Annotated in this window: 25 protein-coding genes and 1 pseudogene; 8 read left to right on the top strand and 18 right to left on the bottom strand. The window is 62.1% G+C overall.

Going from position 1 to position 20,854, the window contains the following annotated elements; genetic code table 11:
* Window positions 1-111: 111 nt before the first annotated feature.
* On the top strand, window positions 112-903 hold the full coding sequence (locus ACWGS8_RS15290) for a phosphodiester glycosidase family protein (RefSeq protein ID WP_454581694.1): 792 nt from the start codon (window positions 112-114) through the stop codon (window positions 901-903).
* On the opposite strand, the gene ACWGS8_RS15285 is transcribed toward ACWGS8_RS15290, so the two are convergent.
* Window positions 900-1,526 (bottom strand): DedA family protein, encoded by a 627-nt coding sequence (locus ACWGS8_RS15285; RefSeq protein WP_454581693.1) that lies wholly within the window; start codon window positions 1,524-1,526, stop codon window positions 900-902. The two genes, ACWGS8_RS15290 and ACWGS8_RS15285, sit on opposite strands and share 4 nt — an antisense overlap.
* Window positions 1,527-1,550: 24 nt before the next feature.
* Complete coding sequence (locus tag ACWGS8_RS15280; protein WP_454581692.1) at window positions 1,551-2,534, bottom strand: DUF1402 family protein; 984 nt, start codon at window positions 2,532-2,534, stop codon at window positions 1,551-1,553.
* A gap of 238 nt (window positions 2,535-2,772) precedes the next feature.
* On the opposite strand from ACWGS8_RS15280, the gene ACWGS8_RS15275 reads away from it, so the two are divergent.
* Window positions 2,773-3,846 (top strand): glycoside hydrolase family 25 protein, encoded by a 1,074-nt coding sequence (locus ACWGS8_RS15275; RefSeq protein WP_454581691.1) that lies wholly within the window; start codon window positions 2,773-2,775, stop codon window positions 3,844-3,846.
* Between the two features lie 33 nt (window positions 3,847-3,879).
* Here ACWGS8_RS15275 and ACWGS8_RS15270 read toward each other — a convergent pair whose 3' ends face one another.
* Both ACWGS8_RS15270 and ACWGS8_RS15265 read right to left on the bottom strand, forming a co-directional pair.
* Entirely contained in the window at window positions 3,880-4,068 is a 189-nt protein-coding gene (locus ACWGS8_RS15270) for a hypothetical protein (protein ID WP_454581690.1), read from the bottom strand.
* A gap of 110 nt (window positions 4,069-4,178) precedes the next feature.
* A complete protein-coding gene (locus tag ACWGS8_RS15265) occupies window positions 4,179-5,114 on the bottom strand; it encodes a LysR family transcriptional regulator (protein ID WP_454581689.1) in 936 nt (311 codons plus the stop codon).
* 105 nt (window positions 5,115-5,219) lie between these two features.
* Here ACWGS8_RS15265 and ACWGS8_RS15260 point away from each other — a divergent pair, with 105 nt between their 5' ends.
* Together ACWGS8_RS15260 and ACWGS8_RS15255 are read left to right on the top strand one after the other, a co-directional pair.
* Entirely contained in the window at window positions 5,220-5,381 is a 162-nt protein-coding gene (locus ACWGS8_RS15260; RefSeq protein ID WP_454581688.1) for a hypothetical protein, read from the top strand.
* 41 nt (window positions 5,382-5,422) lie between these two features.
* Window positions 5,423-6,031, top strand: a complete 609-nt coding sequence (locus ACWGS8_RS15255; protein WP_454581687.1) for a class I SAM-dependent DNA methyltransferase — start codon at window positions 5,423-5,425, stop codon at window positions 6,029-6,031.
* 152 nt (window positions 6,032-6,183) lie between these two features.
* Here the strand turns inward: ACWGS8_RS15255 and ACWGS8_RS15250 are convergent.
* From ACWGS8_RS15250 to ACWGS8_RS15210, 9 genes and pseudogenes are all read right to left on the bottom strand, one after another.
* A pseudogene (locus ACWGS8_RS15250) lies at window positions 6,184-6,381 on the bottom strand (VOC family protein); the annotation flags it as partial.
* Between the two features lie 128 nt (window positions 6,382-6,509).
* Complete coding sequence (locus ACWGS8_RS15245) at window positions 6,510-6,716, bottom strand: type II toxin-antitoxin system HicB family antitoxin (protein ID WP_454581686.1); 207 nt, start codon at window positions 6,714-6,716, stop codon at window positions 6,510-6,512.
* 4 nt (window positions 6,717-6,720) lie between these two features.
* The gene (locus ACWGS8_RS15240; protein ID WP_436161726.1) at window positions 6,721-6,921 is read right to left on the bottom strand and encodes a type II toxin-antitoxin system HicA family toxin; all 201 of its coding nucleotides are present in this window, start codon (window positions 6,919-6,921) and stop codon (window positions 6,721-6,723) included.
* A gap of 6 nt (window positions 6,922-6,927) precedes the next feature.
* Complete coding sequence (locus tag ACWGS8_RS15235) at window positions 6,928-10,710, bottom strand: vitamin B12-dependent ribonucleotide reductase (protein ID WP_454581685.1); 3,783 nt, start codon at window positions 10,708-10,710, stop codon at window positions 6,928-6,930.
* Between the two features lie 673 nt (window positions 10,711-11,383).
* On the bottom strand, window positions 11,384-11,695 hold the full coding sequence (locus ACWGS8_RS15230; protein WP_454581684.1) for a PilZ domain-containing protein: 312 nt from the start codon (window positions 11,693-11,695) through the stop codon (window positions 11,384-11,386).
* Between the two features lie 107 nt (window positions 11,696-11,802).
* Window positions 11,803-12,291, bottom strand: coding sequence for an NUDIX hydrolase (locus tag ACWGS8_RS15225; protein ID WP_454581683.1), 489 nt, complete (start codon window positions 12,289-12,291; stop codon window positions 11,803-11,805).
* Window positions 12,292-12,501: 210 nt separating this feature from the next.
* Window positions 12,502-13,002: a xanthine phosphoribosyltransferase gene (gene gpt, locus ACWGS8_RS15220; protein WP_454581682.1), complete on the bottom strand. Its 501-nt coding sequence runs from the start codon at window positions 13,000-13,002 to the stop codon at window positions 12,502-12,504.
* Between the two features lie 116 nt (window positions 13,003-13,118).
* Window positions 13,119-13,952 (bottom strand): universal stress protein, encoded by an 834-nt coding sequence (locus ACWGS8_RS15215; RefSeq protein ID WP_454581681.1) that lies wholly within the window; start codon window positions 13,950-13,952, stop codon window positions 13,119-13,121.
* 82 nt (window positions 13,953-14,034) lie between these two features.
* Entirely contained in the window at window positions 14,035-14,778 is a 744-nt protein-coding gene (locus tag ACWGS8_RS15210) for a competence/damage-inducible protein A (protein ID WP_454581680.1), read from the bottom strand.
* A gap of 164 nt (window positions 14,779-14,942) precedes the next feature.
* On the opposite strand from ACWGS8_RS15210, the gene ACWGS8_RS15205 reads away from it, so the two are divergent.
* Window positions 14,943-15,947: an alpha/beta fold hydrolase gene (locus ACWGS8_RS15205; RefSeq protein ID WP_454581679.1), complete on the top strand. Its 1,005-nt coding sequence runs from the start codon at window positions 14,943-14,945 to the stop codon at window positions 15,945-15,947.
* A gap of 54 nt (window positions 15,948-16,001) precedes the next feature.
* Window positions 16,002-16,286, top strand: coding sequence for a hypothetical protein (locus tag ACWGS8_RS15200; protein WP_454581678.1), 285 nt, complete (start codon window positions 16,002-16,004; stop codon window positions 16,284-16,286).
* A gap of 102 nt (window positions 16,287-16,388) precedes the next feature.
* Here ACWGS8_RS15200 and ACWGS8_RS15195 read toward each other — a convergent pair whose 3' ends face one another.
* The 3 genes from ACWGS8_RS15195 to ACWGS8_RS15185 all read right to left on the bottom strand — a co-directional run bounded on the left by ACWGS8_RS15195 (window position 16,389) and on the right by ACWGS8_RS15185 (window position 17,359).
* Window positions 16,389-16,628 carry a DUF2188 domain-containing protein gene (locus tag ACWGS8_RS15195; protein WP_454581677.1) on the bottom strand — a complete coding sequence of 80 codons (240 nt, stop codon included), beginning with the start codon at window positions 16,626-16,628 and terminating at the stop codon, window positions 16,389-16,391.
* A 29-nt stretch (window positions 16,629-16,657) separates the two neighbouring features.
* Entirely contained in the window at window positions 16,658-16,936 is a 279-nt protein-coding gene (locus tag ACWGS8_RS15190) for a DUF982 domain-containing protein (protein WP_010909164.1), read from the bottom strand.
* Between the two features lie 105 nt (window positions 16,937-17,041).
* Complete coding sequence (locus tag ACWGS8_RS15185) at window positions 17,042-17,359, bottom strand: SH3 domain-containing protein (RefSeq protein ID WP_454581676.1); 318 nt, start codon at window positions 17,357-17,359, stop codon at window positions 17,042-17,044.
* Window positions 17,360-17,586: 227 nt separating this feature from the next.
* On the opposite strand from ACWGS8_RS15185, the gene ACWGS8_RS15180 reads away from it, so the two are divergent.
* Window positions 17,587-18,165 (top strand): NUDIX domain-containing protein, encoded by a 579-nt coding sequence (locus ACWGS8_RS15180; protein WP_454581675.1) that lies wholly within the window; start codon window positions 17,587-17,589, stop codon window positions 18,163-18,165.
* A 25-nt stretch (window positions 18,166-18,190) separates the two neighbouring features.
* Here the strand turns inward: ACWGS8_RS15180 and ACWGS8_RS15175 are convergent, their stop codons facing one another.
* The gene (locus ACWGS8_RS15175) at window positions 18,191-19,696 is read right to left on the bottom strand and encodes an HAL/PAL/TAL family ammonia-lyase (RefSeq protein WP_454581674.1); all 1,506 of its coding nucleotides are present in this window, start codon (window positions 19,694-19,696) and stop codon (window positions 18,191-18,193) included.
* A 343-nt stretch (window positions 19,697-20,039) separates the two neighbouring features.
* Here ACWGS8_RS15175 and ACWGS8_RS15170 point away from each other — a divergent pair, with 343 nt between their 5' ends.
* A complete protein-coding gene (locus tag ACWGS8_RS15170; RefSeq protein WP_454581673.1) occupies window positions 20,040-20,351 on the top strand; it encodes a hypothetical protein in 312 nt (103 codons plus the stop codon).
* 38 nt (window positions 20,352-20,389) lie between these two features.
* On the opposite strand, the gene ACWGS8_RS15165 is transcribed toward ACWGS8_RS15170, so the two are convergent.
* Window positions 20,390-20,803: a hypothetical protein gene (locus tag ACWGS8_RS15165; RefSeq protein WP_454581672.1), complete on the bottom strand. Its 414-nt coding sequence runs from the start codon at window positions 20,801-20,803 to the stop codon at window positions 20,390-20,392.
* Window positions 20,804-20,854 lie beyond the last annotated feature (51 nt).

Below are 20,854 nucleotides of genomic sequence, written 5' to 3'. Positions count from 1 at the left end.
CTCCCCCGCGCCCGGCATGAACCTCGAACCGATCCTTTCGTGCCGGTCTTCCATGGTGCCAGCAAGTGGTGATAACCACCACAGCTGATCGAAGCTGGCATCCGCAGGCGCATGGACTTTCTGACATTTCTGAACTCGGCGCCCCTGCTGCTGGGCCTTGTCAAAGCCGCGCTGCCGCAGGCCGTCGCCAGCACGATGGCATTCAGCCAATGGTTCGTGTCGCTGCCGCCGTGCCGCGACTTTGCCTTCGAGGCGACCAGCTATCTCATTTGCGAGGTCGATCCGAAGCTGTATTCGATCGAACTGTTTTGGAAGGATCCGGCCGGCAAGCCTTTCCAATCGCTCCACAATCTCGACGCGGCCCAGCGCGCGGCCGGCCGCACCATGCTGTTTGCCATCAATGCCGGCATGTATCATCCCGACCTGAGGCCGGTTGGCCTTTATGTCGAGCGTGGCCAGGAAAAGGCCAGCGTGAAGACGGGATCGGGAAGCGGCAATTTTTCGCTGCAGCCGAATGGTATCTTCTCCATCAGCGGTGGCAAGGCCGCGGTCCAGGAGACTAGGGACTTCGTCAGGAAGCGGCCGTCCACCGACTATGCAACGCAGTCCGGGCCGATGCTGGTGATCGACGGCCAGCTTCATCCGAAATTCCAGTCCGACGGCACCTCGCGCAAGACCCGCGACGGCGTCGGGGTACGCAAGGATGGTGTCGCGGTCTTTGCCATTTCGAACGGCACGGTGAACTTCCATGCATTCGCCCGGTTGTTCCGCGATGCGCTCGGCTGCGACAATGCGCTGTTTCTCGATGGCACGATATCGAGCCTGTTCGCGCCTGCCATCGGTCGCAACGACGACTACTGGAATCTGGGGCCGATGATCGGCGTGTTCAGGAAGCGCGGCTAGGCGCGGACGGTTCGCTTACGCCGAAGCTTGAGCGCGATCACCGCCATGATGATCAGGGCGACGCCGATTGCCGCCAGCCCGAACAGGCTGGTCACATCGAGTTCGGGGATGCTGCCGGCGCCCTTGGCCACCAGCCAACCCGGCGACAGCACGACCGGAGCCCAGATGATCGCCGACAGGATGTTGGCGATCTGGAAGCGGCGCCGGTGCATGCCCATCATGCCGGCGACCAGCGGCACGGTGGCGCGGACCGGGCCGAAGAAACGGCCGACGAAAACCGCTGCGAAACCATAGCGGTGAAAGAACAGCCGCGCCCTGGCGACCTCGCGGCGGTAGCGATTGAGCGGCCATTTGTGGACGACACTGCGCCCCAACCATTTGCCGAGGAAGTAGGAGATGGTATCGCCGAGCGCCGCCCCGATCATCGCGGCCAGAAGCACCGGCAAAGGCTGGACGATGCCGGCCCCGACCAGGCCGCCGACGATGATGAGCACCGTGGTGCCGGGCAAGAGGATGCCGACCAGCACGAGCGACTCGCCGAAGGCCAGCAGCCCGACCACGAGGCCGGCCCACGCCTGATGGTTCTCGATGAAACAAACGCTCTGGTTGATGAACGCCTGCACGCAAGCTCCTGTTGAAAGCGTTTCTCAGCTGCCGCTATCGAGCAGGCTTCTGAGTTCGTCGAGCTTGTCGTTGACGAGCCAGCCGTAATAGTTCTCGACCGGCAGCTTGCGACCCTTGCCGCCGGCGAGCGCCGCGCGCAGGTCGGCCGCCCGCTGCCGGGGCTGGCCGACATTGTAGAGCGTGGCCGTGATGCCTGGATTGTCCGAGATGTCGAAGCCCTGTTCCTTGTAGGCGTCGATGGCGTCGCGCACGATCGCGGCGATGTAGACTATGCTGCGGTCGGGATCCATGACATCGCGATAGATCGCCCGCGGATGGTCCGGCGTGAGCTTGTCGTAGCCGCTGACCTTGTTGACCAGATCGGTCACCTCGAGCGCGGTCAGCGGGCTGATCTGGCCGAGGCCGAATGTCTGGCCGGCGAAGAAGGGCTGGAAGAAGGCCTGTTGGAAGGTCTGGGCGTCGTAGGTGACGCCGTCGACCGTCTTGCCGCGGAAATGGTCGACCCAGACCCTATCGCGGCAGCTCCACAGGGAGGCACTGTCTTTCGCCTCGGCGCAGCCTGCGAATTCCGGCCGCTGGACAAAGCTCTGCACCGGCACGCCCTTGTAGCGGAAGGCAAAGTCGAGACCGGAATAGGACAACGCCTTCACATAGTAGGTCTGGACCGAGCCGACAGCCGTCACATTGTAGGTGTGTTCGCCGACCAGTGCGCCGACAATATGGATAGGGTCGATATCGTAAGCCGCCGCGACCTGCTTGATATGCGCCACCAACTTCTTCTCGCGTTTCAGCAGCGCGACGATCTTCTTGTATTTTTCCGCGTAGCTGGTCTTGAAGGCGCGGGTTCGCGTCGCCGAGGCATCCGGGATTGGTGGCTGCGTTTCGGAGCGATTGCCGGGGGGAACGACGATCAGCGCGCTGGCATGCGCGGCCTCGGCCAGCAGCGCACCGCCGCAGGAGAGGGCCGCGAGCAGGGGGACTAGGAGAAGCCGCTGCAACGCAGTCATCGGGTGCCTTTTCTAGAAATCGTGGGAATGCCTGCGGCAGACGCCGCCTTCCGTCTCAACAGCCACATCATGGCACTGTCAAGGCTGGGCCGGCGGCGTCGACGGCGAATGTCTGAAACGGGTCACAGTCATGGTAAAAAACTTGATTCAAACTTTATTGGTAATTTCTCGTTCATAACTGGCCCGGTTGTCCGTCGGCCGTTGCCTTCGGTCTGTTGTGTTTTGAGTACAGGTCCAGATGCGGTTACCAGGCGCCATCAGTTTCGTGATCGCATCGCTGTGCCTCGCCGGCTGCTCGTCGACATCGGGCATGGACGCCCTCGACATGCAGAAGCCGTCGAATGAAACCACCAGCTCGGTGGTGCGGCCAAGCGCACCGATCGCATCGGTTCCGGTGAGCAAGGCCAGCAATGCGCGCAAGCCGGCCGAGGCCGCGCCCGAGGACGGTCCTGACCGGCCCTTTGGACTGGCCGAGGAAGAAACCGTGGCGCTTTCGGCGCCTGAATTGCCGGACAATGTCGATCCGCCCGTTGAGCCCGCGGCCCTGGTCTCGCCACCGAAACTCTTGTCGCGCGCCGCACCGTTGATGCTTGCGGGGCCGGTCACGCGCTATGGCTTTCGCGATGCCAAGCCGATCAATTTCGGCCGCTCATCGCCCCGCCACCTTGCCGTGCACGGGGTCGACGTGTCGCGCTGGCAAGGCGACGTGAACTGGGAAAAGCTGCGCGCCCAGGGCGCCAACTTCGCCTATATCAAGGCGACCGATGGCGGCGACCATCTCGATCCGATGTTCAACAGGAACTGGCGCAATGCCGATGCCGCCGGGCTCAAGCGCGGCGCCTATCATTTCTTCTACTGGTGCCGCACCGCCGGCGAGCAGGCCGACTGGTTCATCCGCAACGTGCCGAAGGTCGATGGTGCGCTGCCGCCGGTCATCGACGTCGAATGGAACGGCGATTCCAGCTGCCAGCGGCGCCCATCAAGGGAAAAAGTGCTGGAGAAGATGCAGGTGTTCATGGACAAGCTTGAACGGCATTACGGTCAGCGTCCGATCATCTACACATCCCCGGATTTCTATCGCGACAACCTCCAGGGCGCTTTTCTCGACTACCCGTTCTGGCTGCGCGCGGTGGCACGGCACCCGTCAAAGGTCTATCCCGGCCGCAAATGGCTGTTCTGGCAGTATTCCGGATCCGGCCTGTCGCACGGCGTGACCGGCCGCATCGACCTCAACGTCTTCCATGGCGACGAGCGGCAATGGCGCGCCTGGGCCGGTGGCGGCGGCCGTCAGATGATGGCCGACGCGGACTAGGGCTCGCATCGCCCTTCGCTCGGGTTCTGCCGCCTATTGGAGCTGGTCGCTTCCGGCATTCTTGTCCTCGCTCAGCCGCAGCTGTCTCCTCAACGCCATGATCTCGGCAATCGCGGCGTCGATCATGGTGAGAAGTGTCAACGTGTCGTGCTGAGTTGGATCGGCTCTGACATAGGCGAGCTGGTTGACGATGTCGGTGTCGTCGTCGGTTTCGTCACTCATGGCCACCTTCCGGCTATCCTCGCTGAGAATTTCTCCATCGGATCGCATCGCTCGTCAAATTACCCATCCATCACGTCATCGTGTCGACGGCATTTGCAACGCTGCGGCTGCTAACGGGCCGCCAATCCCACCGGTTCCGCCCGGCGCTCTTCTTGCGCCCGAATCTCGGCGGTCTGGGCCAGCACCCAGTCGCGGAACACCTTGATCTTCGGCACGTTGCGGCGGCTTTCCAGGTGCACCAGCCAATAGCCGTCGCCGTCGGATCCGAGGACCTCGAAGGGCTGTATCAACTGGCCGTTCGCCAGCAGGGCGCTGTAGATATTGCGGGTAAGGATGGCCGCGCCCCGATCGGTCAAAGCCGCCATGGCGTCGTAGGCCTGCGAACCCAGCATCGGGCCCGCAATGACGCGATCGGGCTCGAAGGGTACCCCGGCTGCCTCGAACCAGATTTTCCACCAGGGATCGTCGGCACAGCACAGCGGCACCTTGTAGAGGTCCTCGGGGCGGCGGATGCCACCCACGCTCTCGGCCAGTTTTGGACTGAGCATGGGCGTGTAGTCGGCCTTGAACAAATAGTGCGCCGTCAGGCCGGGCCAATTTCCGGTGCCGGTCCGGATGCCGATATCCATGTCCTCGCGTGTGAAATCGACCAGCCGGGGCGATGTATTGACCTTCACGGCAAGATCGGGATGCATCAGCTGGAATGTTCCAAGCCACACGGCCAGCCAGTTCGTCGCGAAGGTTTCCATGGTCGTGACAGACAGCACGCCGGTCGCTCCACCCTTGGTGGCGACCCAGGCATCCGCCAGCGCCGAGAACGCGCCGGATGCATGCGGCGCCAGCTGCTGTCCGGCCTCGGTCAAGGCGATCTGCCTCGTTTTTCTTATGAAAAGCGGCGTTCCGGCGCGTTCTTCCAGCACCTTGATCTGATAGCTGGCCGCCGACTGGGTCATGCCGAGTTCTTCTGCCGCCTTGGTGAAACTGCCCAGCCGTGCGGCGGCTTCAAACACTCGGATGGCCCCTAAGGGCGGTAGCTCCCAACTCATGACGCATCAATCCTCCTGATGCATAGTACGCGACGTTCGATTGGAATCCAAGACCGCGAACAGGCATGATCTGGTCATCAACCCGAACCCGAAAGGACCACGGCAATGACCCTCTACAACACGCTTCGTCGCCCGGTGCTCGATCTCTTCACCGCGCCGTTCAGGCCCAGCCGGCGCGGCCTGCTTGACCAGCGTTCGCTGTCGGATCATTTCCTGCGCGACATCGGTGTCCTTGACGGCCACGTGCCTCCCGGCACCATTCGCTGAAGAAGCTTTTTTTGGCTCACATGGATGCAAGGGAGGGCAAGATGGATTTGTTGTCGCAGGCTCTGGCGAGGAGCCGTCAAACGATCAGCGCCTATGAGGACTATGCGGATCGCTACGATGCCATCGTGCGGCATGTCCCCAACGAAAGAGAGCAGGCATCGCTGAAGCGGCTTGTGGCGATTGCCGGCACGTCAGGCCGGATTCTGGAAGTCGGGTCCGGAGCGGGCTACGACGCGGACTTTCTGGAGGCCCTGGGCGTCAAGGTCCGCCGCACCGACGCGACGAAGCGCTTTCTCGAACTGCAGGCCGCGCGCGGCAAGCATGGTGAGCTTCTCGATCTCCTCACCGACGATCTCGGCGGCCCCTATGACGCTGTCCTCGCGCTCGCCGTCCTGATCCATGTGCCGCGCGACCAGACCGACCAGGTGCTTGCCAAGGTAGCGCAGTCGCTGCGGCCAGGCGGTGCCTTCCTCGTATCGATGCGCAATGGCGACGGCGAGACGGACAGCAACTATCACACTGTTTTGTGGCGCAGGGACGACTTCGCGGCCCGTCTTGAAGCCGCCGGCCTGGTGCTTCTCAGGGACGATTTCAACATCGGCCGCAACAGCGAGGAATGGAACACCTTCCTGGCTGTGAAGGCGGCTTGAAGGGACCTTTTCCCTTCACCCCTTGTGGGGCCCCTAGGATGAGGGGTGTTCCAGAGAACACCAACGCCTCACTTCGCTGGAACACCCCTAAACCGTCTCGGCGCTATCCCGCCGATCCACCTTCTCCCACAAGGAGAGAAGGAAAGGGCGCGTCACCCCTCGTTGATCATCGCCTCGATATTATAGCCATCTGGATCGAGCACGAAGCAGGCGTAATAATTCTCCGCGTAATTCGGACGCGGCCCGGGCGCACCATTGTCCTCGGCGCCCGCCTCAAGTGCCGCGCGATAGAAGGCCTCGACCTCCGCCTTGTTCTTCACCCGGAAAGCGACATGGAGATGGGTGAGCGGCGACGCCTCGCCGGCGGCGGAAGCTGCTATTCGTGCGCGCTGGCCAGGACGAGCCGTTGTTCGACGAGCAGACGCTGCGAGTGTTGCCCGCGGGGTAAGCGCCGAGTTCCTGAGCGCGGTTGCCTACCCTATGCCTCTACGTACTCTGCGAGGCTGACGCCTTTTGGCACGTCCAGCCCATCTGCGCGCAGACCCTCAATGTGGAAGCGTATTGCGTCGCGAATTTCGACTTCCACTTCTGGCACGGTCGCACCAGTCGCAATGCAGCCCGGTAAGTCCGGCACATAAGCGGAGAAATTGTTTCCTGCTTTTTCGATCACGACCGCGTAGCGCATATAGTCACTCCTTCAAACCGGACTGCTTAAGGATGCTGTTCAGTGTGCCTGGCGCAACCTCTTCAGACGGCTTGCCGGCCACGGTGACGCGGCCGGCTTTGATTTTGTGCTTATATTGGCGATGGCTGCCCTTGGTTGCAACCAGATACCAGCCGTCGGCCTCCAGCAAGCGAATAACCTCGCGAACCGTGAGCCGAGGTGGCATCAGGCCTCAACTGCACCCGCTCGTGGCGCCGCACGTGTCGCACTTCTCACAGGTCCCGTTCCGCACCATCGTGAAATTCTGGCACTCGGAGCAGGAATTGCCGGTGTAGCCTTGCAGCAGTGACTTGGCGCGGCGGTCGGCGGCGAGTTTCTTGGCTTCGGCGGCTTCGTTCGCTGCCGCATCGGTGAACAGTGCCGCCGTGGCGTCCGAAGTCTCCGAAGCGGAGCCCGCCGCCTCCTCGAAGGCGATGTCCTCGGCCAATTCCTTGGCCCGCTCCTCATAGTCGCGCTTGTAGGCGATCGCCTCGTCGCTGGCCGGCTTCAGGGCCAGCACGTTGGAGCCGGAGAAGGCGGTCGGCGCCGAGCGGGCAGGGATGCCGGCGCCGGCAAAGCCCTTCGGCTCGTTGCCGATTGCCCTCGACACCAGCTTCACCGGCGAACCGCGGGTCAGGCCCTTGGAGACGGCGTCGGTCTTGCCTTCGCTGATGCCGCGGCCGAGCGCGGTGTTGGAAAAGTCCGACTGGTCGACATGGGCGAGGTCGTTGCGGCCGAGATAGGAGATGGCGAGTTCGCGGAACACGTAGTCGAGGATCGACGTCGCGCTCTTGATGGCGTCGTTGCCGATGACCATGCCGGCCGGCTCGAACTTGGTGAAGGTGAAGGCGTGCACATATTCGTCGAGCGGCACGCCGTATTGCAGGCCGAGCGAAATCGCGATGGCGAAGTTGTTGAGAAGGCCACGCAGCGTGGCGCCTTCCTTGTTCATGTCGATGAAGATCTCGCCGAGGCGGCCATCATCATATTCGCCGGTGCGCAGGAAGATGGTGTTGCCACCGATCTTGGCCTTCTGCGTATAACCCTTGCGGCGGCCGGGCAGCTTTTCCTGCTCGCGCGAGACACGTTCGATGATGCGCTCGACGATCCGCTCGGTGATCTGCGCCGCGCGCGCCGCGGCCGGGGCCTGGATCAGCTGCTCGACGGCTTCGTCCTCATCCTCCTCGCCGTCGGCGAGCAGCGAGGCATTGAGCGGCTGCGACAGCTTCGAGCCGTCGCGGTAGAGCGCGTTGGCCTTCAGCGCCAGCTTCCACGACAGCATGTAGGCGCCCTTGGCGTCCTCCACTGTCGCATCGTTGGGCATGTTGATGGTCTTGGAGATGGCGCCCGAGATGAAGGGCTGCGCGGCGGCCATCATCTGGATGTGGCTGTTGATCGAAAGCGAGCGCTTGCCGATCTTGCCGCAGGGGCTGGCGCAGTCGAACACGGCGAGGTGTTCGGCCTTGAGGAAGGGCGCGCCTTCCAGCGTCATGGCACCGCAGACATGGATGTTGGCGGCCTCGATGTCCTTCCTGGAGAAGCCCAGCGCCGGCAGCATCTCGAACGAGAAGTCGTTGAGCTGCTCGTCGGTGAAGCCGAAGGTTTCCTTCACCCAGTCGGCGCCGAGCGTCCACTGGTTGAATACGAACTTGATGTCGAAGGCCGACTTCAGCGCCGCATTGAGTGCGGCGATCTTGTCATCGCTGAAACCCTTGGCCTTGAGCGAGCCGGGGTTGATGCCGGGCGCCTGGTTGAGATTGCCGTGGCCGACCGCATAGGCCTCGATCTCGGCGATCTGGCTCTCGGAATAGCCGAGCGTGCGCAACGCTTCCGGCACTGCGCGGTTGATGATCTTGAAGTAGCCGCCGCCGGCGAGCTTCTTGAATTTCACCAGCGCGAAATCGGGCTCGATGCCGGTGGTGTCGCAATCCATGACCAGGCCGATCGTACCGGTCGGCGCGATTACGGTCGCCTGCGCATTGCGGTAGCCGTGCTCCTCGCCAAGTTCGATGGCGCGGTCCCAGGCGGCTTTCGCATGCTCGGCAAGCGCCTGCTGCTTGAGGTCGGAGGCGACCAGCGGCACCGGATTGACGGCGAGCTTCTCATAGCCGTCCTTGTCGCCATAGGCGGCGCGGCGATGGTTGCGCATGACGCGCAGCATGTTCTGGGCGTTGCGGTCATAATCCGGGAAGGCGCCGAGTTCGGAGGCCATTTCCGCCGAGGTGGCGTAGGCGACGCCGGTCATAACAGCGGTGAGCGCGGCGCAGATGGCGCGGCCCTCGTCGGAATCATAGGGAATGCCCGAGGTCATCAGCAGGCCGCCAATGTTGGCGTAGCCAAGGCCGAGCGTGCGGTAGTCGTAGGAGAGCTTGGCGATCTCCTTCGACGGGAACTGCGCCATCATGACCGAGACTTCAAGCACGATGGTCCACAGCCGCACCGTGTGCTCGTAGGCAGCGATATCGATCGTGCCGTCGGCATTGCGGTAGGGCAAAAGGTTGATCGAGGCGAGGTTGCAGGCCGTGTCGTCCAGGAACATGTATTCCGAGCACGGGTTGGAGGCCCGGATCGCACCGGCCGAAGCGCAGGTGTGCCAGTCGTTCATCGTCGTGTTGAAATGCAGGCCCGGATCGGCCGACGCCCAGGCGGCGTAGCCGATCTTTTCCCAGAGATCCCTGGCCTTCAGCGTCTTCAGCACCTTGCCGTCCTTGCGGGCGGTCAGGTGCCAGTCGGCATCGTCCTCGACGGCGCGCAGGAAATTATCCTTAAGCGACACCGAATTGTTGGAGTTTTGGCCCGAAACGGTCAGGTAGGCATCCGAATCCCAGTCGGTGTCGTAGGTCTTGAACGACATCGAGGTGTAGCCCTGCTTGGCGAACTGGATGACGCGGTAGATGTAGTTCTCCGGCACGGCCGACTTCTTGGCCGCCTTGATCTCGCGCTTCAGCGCCGTGTTGATGGCCGGATCGAAGCAATCGTCGTCATGGCCCTCGCAGTTGACGCAGGCCTTCATGATGGCTTCGAGATGCTTCTTGACGATCTTGGAGCCGGTCACCAGCGAGGCGACCTTCTGCTCTTCATTGACCTTCCAGTCGATGAATTCCTCGATATCAGGGTGGTCGGCGTCGACGATGACCATTTTCGCGGCGCGGCGCGTCGTGCCGCCCGACTTGATGGCGCCGGCGGCCCGGTCGCCGATCTTGAGGAAGCTCATCAGGCCGGACGAACGGCCGCCGCCCGACAGCTTTTCGCCTTCGCCGCGCAGCAGTGAGAAGTTCGAGCCGGTGCCCGAGCCGTATTTGAACAGGCGCGCCTCGCGCACCCACAGATCCATGATGCCGCCCTCGTTGACGAGGTCGTCCTGCACGCCCTGGATGAAGCAGGCATGCGGCTGCGGATGCTCGTAGGAGGACTTCGACTTGGTCAGCTTGCCGGTGAAGGGGTCGACATAGAAATGGCCCTGGCTCGGACCGTCAATGCCGTAGGCCCAGTGCAGGCCGGTGTTGAACCATTGCGGCGAGTTCGGCGCGACGCGCTGGGTGGCCAGCATGTAGGCAAGCTCGTCGCGGAAAGCGCGCGCGTCTTCCTCCGACTTGAAGTAGCCGCCCTTCCAGCCCCAGTACGTCCAGGTGCCGGCCAGCCGGTCGAAGACCTGGCGGGCGTCGATCTCGGAACCATAGCGTTCGGCTTCCGGCAACTTGGCAAGTTCGGCCTCATCGGCGACGGAGCGCCACAGGAAGGAGGGGACGTCGTTCTCCTCGACCTTCTTCAGCCGTGCGGGGACGCCGGCCTTGCGGAAATATTTCTGCGCCAGGATGTCGGCGGCGACCTGGGAGAACTGCGCCGGCACATCGATGTTGTCGAGACGGAACACCACCGAGCCATCCGGATTCTTGATCTCGGAAAGCGCCTTGCGGAATTCGATCTCCGCATAAGCCGATTGCCCTTGCTTGGTGAAGCGACGCTCGATGCGCATTGGTCCGGTCCTTTTGTCTATATATAGCGCTTTTGCCCAGGGATTGCTCCCCCTGACGCGAAACGCGCATGTCCGCCGTCTGCCGGCGTTCGAAAACGGCCGGCTCTCCATTCCGCGATCTCCGCCAGCACTTCCTGCCTGGGCTTCCCATGAAGCCTCTGTCACAACGCGCCGGGGAACTCCGCGGGTCCCTCAAATCTGATTTTTTCGATTCCCTCACTCGAGGGAAATTCACACTATCTAGCGTCGAACCTACCTGCAAACACTAAATATAGTATTAACAGACAATTTATTCCAGTCCGACAATTCTCCCTTTCGTCGCCCCACCACCCCACAACCCCAACGCTTCCGCCGGCCTCGTAAACAGGCGGAAATGCGGGCAAAAACGCACATAATCCGGGAAAAAGACCGGGCTCAGAACTTTCCGGTCGCACTCTCAACAGGAGCGCATGGCCTATAAAAGGCGACTCGTTTTGCGCCGTCAAGGATTCGTTTGCGTAGCTTTTGTGACCCCAACATCTTGTGTGTCACACATGTGGATAACGGGGATAGAAATGCGCCGCCGCGATTGCCGTTTCGAGCGGCGGATCTGCGGTCTTTGACCACCAGGAGGCCTCCGCCGGGGGGCAAAATCTGGTCGGCCGCGAAACCTGACGGGCCGATATGCCGGATATCAGCCGTAATGCAGCTTCGGCTTCGGCTCGGTGCCGGTGAATTGCACGCCGACACGGTCGTTGCGGCGCCAGCGGACCTCGCAGCGATAGGCGACGCCGTCGAGCGGCACATAAAGCAGGAAACGATCGGGCACTCGCGCCTCGAGCGGTATTTTCAATTCGGCGCCGCCCGCATGCTGGTTGCGCAGCATAACGGCGATTTCCGAGTTTTGAATCCCGGTGATGACGCTTCCACCCTTGAGCACGCGTGGGCGGTGCTCGCGCTCGGGCTCGCAGGTATGTTGCTGAAGTGGGTCTACAGGATTCGCCATCGATCAAACGCCAGATTGGTCGATTCTTAGCGACGAAGGATTAGCAAACCATTCATGCTCGACACATCACAGGGTTGTGAATTTGCCCTGGAGAAAGCGGAGGTCACCTAGGAAAATCTGTGCGGGTCGGCGCAGAAATAGGCGATGATCTGGCAAAGGTCGGGTTCATTGACCATGCGCACAGCTTCGCTGGAATTGACCCATTTGCGGGCGCGCGAGTGCTTTTCCTTCCAGCGGTCGGCGATCTTGTCGACATGCAGCGGAAACACCAGCACCTCGCAAGGCACTTCTTCGCCGGAGGCCAGCACCTTGGCGTAGAAGTAACGGCCGGCTTCAAGATGCGAGATGCTTCCGCGCAATCCGGCTTCCTCGCCAGCCTCGCGGGCCGCCGCCTCGCACAGCGGCTCCCTGGCCTCCGGCCAGCCCTTCGGCAACACCCAGCGACCAGTATCACGGCTGGTGATCAGCATGATCTCGACGCCGTTGCCGGTATCGCGCCAGGGCAGGGCGGCAACCTGCAGACGACATGGCGAGTTGCCGAAGAGTCGCCGGACCCTTTCAGCCAGATGGTTATGCGTCGTTGGCCTCGTCAACATCGGAGAAGCTAGCCCCAGCCTCCAGAATCATTTGCCGCCTCAGGAATTTTACGGTCAATTGTGACCAATAAAAGTAAAAACTTTGGTCAGGCTGGCCGATTCCCGCCAGCAAACGTCGATTTCACAGGATATCTTGCCCCGTGGACCCGTCCGTGGAAGCAAATATTGTCGTCGGCGACGGCTTAATTGAAAAAAGCAGCGTGTTGCGAATCAACCGGCGTGATCGTCGGCGATCGGCTTCTGATAGGTGAAGCCCATGTCCCAGGGAAAATAAATCCAGGTGTCCTGGCTGACCTCGGTGACGAAAGTGTCGACCAACGGCCGGCCTTTAGGCTTGGCATAGACGGTGGCGAAATGCGCCTTGGGCATCATCGCGCGCACGATGCCGGCTGTTTTGCCGGTGTCGGTCAGGTCGTCGATGATCAGCACGCCGGAACCGTCGTCGGCGAGCAGCGCGGGCGTAATCTCCTTCAGCACCTGCAACTGCCCCTGGCTGGTGTAGTCGTGGTAGGAGGCAACGCAAACCGTCTCGATGATGCGGATGCCGAGTTCGCGCGCAATGATCGCCGCCGGAACCAGCCCGCCACGCGTGATGCAGACGATCGCCTTCCATTGACCCTTGTTGGCGCCGGAAAGCCGCCAGGAAAGCGCACGGGCGTCGCGATGGAACTGGTCCCAGGAGACCGGGAAGGCTTTTTCGGGAAGGGACATCTTTCGCGCACTCCGCAGCACGCGAGGACCGCGTGCACAAAAACAGGGGAATGCGCGCGGAATTAACTGGAAAACCTTGGCCTTGGCAAGGGCGGCCGGCAGCGATGGCTGTGGACTTATCGCGACAGGAAAGCCGCCACCTGTGCCGTGCGCAGCACCGTGCGCGTCACGCCGCCGAACAGCAGCTGGCGCAGCCAGGAGTGGCTGTAGGCGCCGAGCACCAGGAGATCGGCGCCGCTCTCTTCGACCCGGTTCTGGATCATGTCGTCGACCGAGGTGCCGCCCGATTTCTGCACGGAGACGCTGACGGTGGCGCCGTGGCGCGACAGCGCCGACGCGATTTCGGCGCCGGCGGCTTCCGGGCTTTCGTCGAACGTATCGGGCGGATCGATGACCAATATGTCGGTCTTCTCGGCCTCGATGATGAAGGGCAGGGCGTCGAAGGCGGCGCGGGCGGCCTCCTTGCTGCCGTTCCAGGCAAGCAGCACACGTTTGAACGTGGTGACCAACGGGCCTGCGCTCGGCACCACCAGCACCGGCCGGCCGGCGTCATAGACCAGCGTGTCGACATCGGCGCTCGGGTCGCCGCCGGTTTCGCGCTGGGCGGCAATGATAATATCGGCGGCGCGCACACTTGAAATGCCGGTCAGCGCGCTGTCGCCGGAGAAACTCTCCAGGCTGCGCCACTCGAAAGAGAGGCCGGAATCCTCGATGCGCCGGAGAAAGACAGCCTGCAGCTTGTCGGCCCGCTCCCGGTTCATGTCGGCAGAGACCTGCAGGAACTCGGTATCGGGAAAGCCGGTCGCCGACGTGTAAGGCACCGGAAGCGCCTCGGCATGGATACCGATCAGGTGGCTCTGGAAGCGGTTGGCTAGCGGAATGGCGCAGTCGAGCACGCGCTCGGCGTCCTGCTCGTTCTGCAGAATGGCGACGATGGTCTTGAAGCGCATGGTGATCCCTCAATCTGGCGAGTGTTTGAACTCGCGTGAAAGCAACGCCGGCGCGCCATGCTTTGTTCCGGCCTGAACCGGCTCAGCCCGCCTTGGCGGCGAAACCAGCCACCATTGCCTCGACATCGGCGCGCGCGGCGTCAAGCGCTTCCTGGCTGCGGGCGCGAACGACCAGCTCGGTCCAGAACTTGCCGTCGCCATACTTTGGATAGGAGCCGATGATCGTGTCCGGATGCACTTTCTGGATCTCACCCAGCGGCCCGCCGACAAGACCTTCGCCGAACGGGCAGTGCACCGCCGCCGACAGCATCTTCGTGCCCGTCTTCAACGTCGGCACGACATTGTCGAGCATGGCCTGGAAGATCGAGGGCACGCCGGCCATGACGTGGACGTTGCCGATGCGAAAGCCGGGCGCCACGGACACCGGATTGTCTATAAGGTCAGCGCCGCGTGGCATCCGCGCCATGCGCTTGCGGGCCTCGGTGTATTCGATGCCGCGCGCCGCATAGCTTGCCTCCAGCAGCGCATAGGCCTTGGCGTCGTATTCGCAGGGCACGCCGAACGCCTTGGCAATCGAATCGGCTGTTATGTCGTCATGGGTCGGGCCGATGCCGCCGGTGGTGAACACATAGGTGTAGCGTGCGCGCACGGCATTCACGGCGGCGACGATCTCGTCCTCTTCGTCGGGAACGATGCGCACTTCTTTCAGGTCGATGCCGACGGCCGTCATGATGTCGGCGAGGTGGCCGATGTTCTTGTCCTTGGTGCGGCCGGAGAGAATCTCATCGCCAATGACAAGCATGGCGGCGGTAACGATTTCGGTCATGGAGGGCTCCGGCAGGACGGGTCGCCTGAGATAGCGCGGCGCGTGGCTGTCGGCAATGCCGCCTAGCTGCTGAACAATCCATGCCTGGACGCGTCCGTTTCGATGCGAGGTTGCAGCAAGACCGGATGCGGGTAAGCTCAAAAGGGTTCTGGCTCGGGTGAACAATGCCGATATCGATCCTGTCATGGCTGTTGGCCCTGCTGTTCCTGCTGGCGGTCCTGGGGATCGCCTGCCTGGTGCTGGCGACGCTGTGGATCGCGGCGAAGGCGCAAAGATTGGTGCCGCCGGTGGGAAAATTCGTCGAGATCGACGGCAACAACATCCACTATGTCGATGAGGGCGAGGGGCGGCCGATCGTCTTCCTGCATGGGCTTGGTGCGCAACTCCACCACTTCCGGCACACGCTGTTCGGACATTTCGGCACGGGTTATCGGCTGATCGCGCTCGATCGCCCGGGATCGGGCTATTCGACGCGTGCGAACGGTGCCACTGGCCGCTTGCCGGAACAGGCGGCGCTGGTGCGCCGCTTCATCGAAAAATTGGAGCTGGAAAGGCCACTGGTGGTAGGCCATTCGCTGGGTGGTGCCCTCACATTGACCCTGGCCGTGGAACATCCCGAGGCAATTTCAGGCATCGCCTTGCTGGCGCCGCTGACGCATCTGGAAACCAGGGCGCGGCAGAGATTTGACCTGCTCTATATCCCCTCACGCCTGCAGCGTTGGATCATGGCCTATACCGTGGCGATACCCCTGAGCCTGCGCTACGCGCGGCCGACAATGGAATTCATCTTCGCGCCGCAGGTCTTTCCCGTGGACTACATGGTCGACGGCGGCGGCTGGCTCGGGCTGCGGCCAGTCCACTTCCAGGCGACATCGGCCGATGTCGTGGCCGCCGATCAGGATCTCGGCCGCATCGAACAGCGCTATAGCGAGATTGTCATGCCTGCCGGCATCCTCTTCGGAACCGCCGACCGCGTCATCGACATCCGCATCCATGGCGAGCCGATGCAAGGTAAGATCGCAGGGCTCGATTTCGAACCCGTCGACGGCGTCGGCCATATGCCGCAATTCGTCGAGCCGAAGCGAGTGATTGGCTTCATCGAGCGGATTGCCGCCCGTGCGTTCCCATCACCGCAGCCTCACGACAATTTCAATGAACCAGCCGGCTGACTGCCGGGTTTATCCCGTGTCGCACCCAAGGCGACCAAGACACGGAGTAATGCAATGTACAGGAAATTTCTTGCGGCGTCGGTTCTGACGATCGGTCTCGCCACATCGGCGATGGCGCAATCATCCGACAGCACATATTCCAACCGTCACAACTGGTGGCCGTTTGGCAACGAAGAGTCCTCAGGCGTCGACCAGAACACGACCGGAAGCATCAATGGCGACCGCTCTGGGCTGGACAGTCTTGGCAATTCAGGCCCGGCCGGCCCGTGTGCCTATAGCACAGCGGGGCCTGATGCGAATGCCCAGGGCAACGTGAACGACCAGTATTGCGGCAAATAGTTCAGCCGCCGGGCAGCCGTCGACCGTGGGACGCCGTCTCTCATGACGTCCTCGGCCGGCGCCCTGCCTCAGTCTGCTGGCAAGTTCTCTTCTTCGGAAAGTCTACTCGGACACTTCTGTCTGCGGCCGGTCGCGGCCATCGGCCAGTTCCTCGTGCCATTTGCCGTCGGCATCCTCATACTGGATGCCGTCCGTCGCGCCTGCCACCTGCTGCTCGGCCGAGGCGATCTCGGCGGCGCGCAATGCATCCTGATGGGTGGGAAATGTCTCCGAGAAGGTCGTGCCGACCTTGTAGGCCCAGCCGCCGTCATGCTCGACGATCTTGTAAGTCAGCTTCGCCATAAAAACCTCCGGTTGAAAGGTCCGCCTGCTCAATGCAGCCGGTCGTCGGATAGCTTGTCGTCGGGCACCAGCACTTCCGATTCCCTGGCGGCCTCGATCAATGCCCGTCGCGCTTCCGCTGTCGAACGATAACCTTCCAGCACTTTGAGGCAAGTGTCGAGGGCATCACGATGACGCGGGCCGCGATTGAGCGGCCAGACTGTCATCAGACACTCCGCTGCTTCCTGGGTGCTGCGGATATGGCGATATTTGCCGACATGGCCGAGTTCGACCACAACCGGCGTTTCAAAAGGTTTGTTGTCCATCATGGCCGCAACGCAAAGCAGCCAATTTGGTTGCAAAAGTGGCCCGGAACCTGCGCCCAAAAGTCGCGTCGCGTTTTGCGACGCGCTTTTGGGTGACATGCATCGGCGTCAGTAGCCGCAATCGTTGCGCAGCCAGCGTGCATTCGCCCAGCCGGTCGAGCCGCCGATTTCGACCTGATACCAGTTGCCGCGGCGGTCGAAAATCTCGACGTGATCGCCATTGAACAGCTGGCCGATCATGCGCGATGACGAGTTAGGCCGCGTCCGCACGGCGAGAAAGCCACTGCCGGTCGCCAGATTGTAGCGGCCCGACAGGCCGTGTACCGTCCCCTCGCAATATTGCGCGACGCTCGGCGTCGAAGCGACGAGCCAAAACCCTGCGACAGTCACAAGCATCGCAGCCGGCAAGAATGCCCTGAATGACATGATCTCCTCCCCAGCCCGGCCGCGAGGCCGTCGAGGGTGATCGGCTGGAAAAGCGATGCAGTCATGAAGAGGGCTCCGGGGAGAGGGAACGCGTTATCTAGGCGACGGATATCCTGCATACCACACACGAGAGGGTGAAACGCCTGCTGGACCAATCGCTGCCCCAATTGCGCCGGCGTCGGTTCGCGGCTACGCCTGCGCCCGGTGGCAAAATACCGAGGTATCCAATGGAAGATCGTATTCGTATCCGTTCGGAAGAGGTTCTTTCCGACGACTGGGCGGTGCTGAAAAAGACCGTGCTCGACTATCGCCGGCGCGACGGGCAGTGGGAGACGCAAATCCGCCAGACCTATGATCGCGGCGATGGCGCGGTGATTTTGCCTTACGACCCCCAGCGTTCGACGGTGCTTTTGGTGCGCCAGTTCCGCTATCCTGCCTACGTCACCGGCCACCGCGAACCGCTGATCGAGGCCTGTGCCGGGCTGCTCGACGAAAACGATCCGGAAACCGCCATCCGCAAGGAAGCGGAGGAAGAGCTCGGCTACCGGTTGAAGGATATTGAGCGGCTGTTTTCGCCGTATATGAGCCCGGGCAGCGTCACCGAGCGGTTGTGGTTCTTTATTGCGCGCTATTCCCCCGCCGACCGCATTTCGGCCGGCGGCGGCGCGCCGGAGGAGGGCGAGGACATCGAGGTTCTGGAAATGCCGCTCGACGAAGCGCTGGCCGGCATCGCCGACGGTCGCATCGTCGATGCCAAGACGATTATCCTGATCCAGCATTTGAAATTGTACCCGATGAAGGCTTGAGACCGCGAGGCGCAGCGAGCAAGCCTCACACAGTGGGCTGCGGACAGGCCGGCACGTCCATTTCACGGATGAAGTTGCGCAAGGTTTCCATATCCCGGGACAGAGGCCGATCGTCGGAATAGTGCGCGATTTTTTCCCGGACCCTTTGGTAGATGGTGTCGGTGCCAGGCGCACGTGCACCGCGCTCGGCAAGAAAATCATGTGCCTGCGCGGCTGCCATGAGTTCGATCGCCAGGATGTATTCGGCGTTGTCGATCACCGCCAGCAGCTTGTTGGCCGCGACGGTTGGATGGGCCAGGAAATCCTCTTGCAGGCCGGATGTGACGCCGCCGTCGGTCGCCGCCGGGGCGGCCAGACGCCGATTGACGTTGCTGAGCGACGTGGCCGTGTATTGGGCGATCATGAAGCCGGAATTGGCTCCATCCTCATCGGCAAGGAAGGCCGGCAAATTGTTGACAAGCGGATTGACCAGACGATCGATGCGGCGCTCGCTCATTCCGGCGACCTGGGCCAAAGCGATGGTCAGGCCGTCGGCGGCTTGCCCGAGGGCGGGCGCCACCGCATGCGCCTCTGAAACAACCTGCGGATCGTTCAAGGACCCGAATACCGCGGGATTGTCGGTGACGGCAGCCAGTTCGCGGTCGACCAGCTCGGCGGACCGGTCCAGCACTTCCCGGGCGGCGCCATGAACATGCGGTACGGCGCGAAGACTGAGTGCGTCCTGCGTGCGACTGCCATGGGCCAGAGCGACAAGTTCGCTGCCGCGGAGCCAGCCACGCAGCGATCTGCCCACGTCCTGAATGCCGGGTGAGGGCCTCATCGCCAGGATTTGTTCGCCAAAAGCCGGCATTTGCACGCCTGCCGCTTCAAGCGTCAAAGCGGCCGCCGCGTCAGCCCATCTCAACAAACGCTCCGCGCGCAGCACGGCGATGCTTGTCAGGCCGGTCGCGCACGCCGTGCCGTTGACGAGGCTCAAGCCTTCCTTGGCGCCAAGCTCCAAGGGTTCCAGGCCCATTTCAGCCAGGGCCTCGAGCCCGTTCATCGAACGGCCTGCCACGCTTGCGCTGCCTTCGCCGATCAAGACCAGTGCTACATGCGCGTTGTGTGTCAAATACCCGGCCGATCCCCGGGACGGCACGTCGGGGACGCAGTCGCGCTCGATGAAGGTGAGCAAATTACGGACAATCGCTGGGCTCACGCCCGAACGGCCATGCGCGAAATTCGCCACTTGAGCGGCAATGATGGCGCGCACGCCGCGTCTCGGCACGAGGTCACCAACGCCGCAGGCGTGACTGCGAATGATATTGCGCGACAGTTTCTTTTGCAGGGCAGGCGCCACGACCTTGCTTGCCAAGGCGCCGACCCCGGTATTGACGCCATAGGCGCGGATGCCTTTTTCGACGATGGCCGCTACGATCTGGTGCGCAAAGGCGATCCTCTCCCACGCTGCCTGGCTAAGCGCCAGGGATTCGCCTTCGCTAACGCGCGCGATGTCGCGCCAGCTGGCGTTTGTATCTATCGTTATCGTCATTGCCCCTTCCGAAATAGCATTGCGAATGCGCAGGCCTGTTGGCTCGCCCGAAAGGCGGCGTGAGAACCGCTGCTTCGGCTCCTTACCGCACTATCGCGGGCATAATGGTGATGGAATTGCCGGCTGATGCGACTGTAGCGACGTCGTCGGCAACAAAAGACATGCCGCCTGCGATCCGACGATCTCATGGAGCCCAAGACGCTTCAAGGACTCGTATATTAGCAATAAACAATATATTAATGGCTATAATGCAACCTTGGCACAGGGATGGAAATATCTCCCATCGACGTTCCGACACGCGCCCTGGAGCGCCGGAACGCTTGACCAATGCGGAGCAAAACGCATGAGTGTCGGAACTGCTCTCGAACAATTGCTCCGGCTGATTCATCGCCGAGCCATGAAATTGGCGATGTTGCCGGAGGATGAAAGGGATTCTCACTACGATCGCATCCGCCTGTCCTGTTGCGCGGCCGCCGAGCACATTGGGCAAGATCCCGACCAGGCAGCCATCACGGCGAACGACATGGTTGAGTTTGTTCGCGCGCTGGTCGGAATCATTGAAATGGGCTCTGGGCCGGACCACGAGCGAAGCGCCGATCAGCGGTCGCCGGTGCTGCCTTCGGGCGGTCAAGAGCATGCCACTACGCGCATTTAGCAAACAGGCAAGAACGCCACTTTGGGGCAGCGAGGCGGCTAGGGCTGGTGCTGTACGACGTAGCTGCTGGTGACGGCGTCGGCGCCGCGTCCGTGCGTCACAAAAACCCTTGTATAGCCGACCGGCAAGCCGTCTGTGACGGTCGCATCAACGAGGCGACACCGACCAACGGTTTCGCCGTTCGGAGCGCTTGCCAGCCTATCCCTAAGCGAAGCCATGCATAAGTCGAGCGACGCATACATGGTCGGCTGCATATCGACAGGTTTGCAGACAGAACCCTCAACCGGGCTGCACTGGAGCAAAACCATCACTGCCGCAGTTGCCGGATCCATGCTCAAACCTCCCTCGTTTTCAAGAACTTCAACGCGGAAATGCATCCTTTGTTTCACTTTTGCTAAAAATCGAATGGGATGGCCGTTCTCGATACGGTTGCCTTGCGGCCATCCTGCCAAACCTTTTCATGGGGTAGCCGCCCATGCCAGTCAGCCAAACTCTGCTTTGAT

This window comes from Mesorhizobium sp. 43Arga (genome assembly GCF_053714255.1).
The sequence above is the reverse complement of the archived record's forward strand: the minus strand, read 5'-3'. Positions and strand labels throughout refer to the sequence as shown.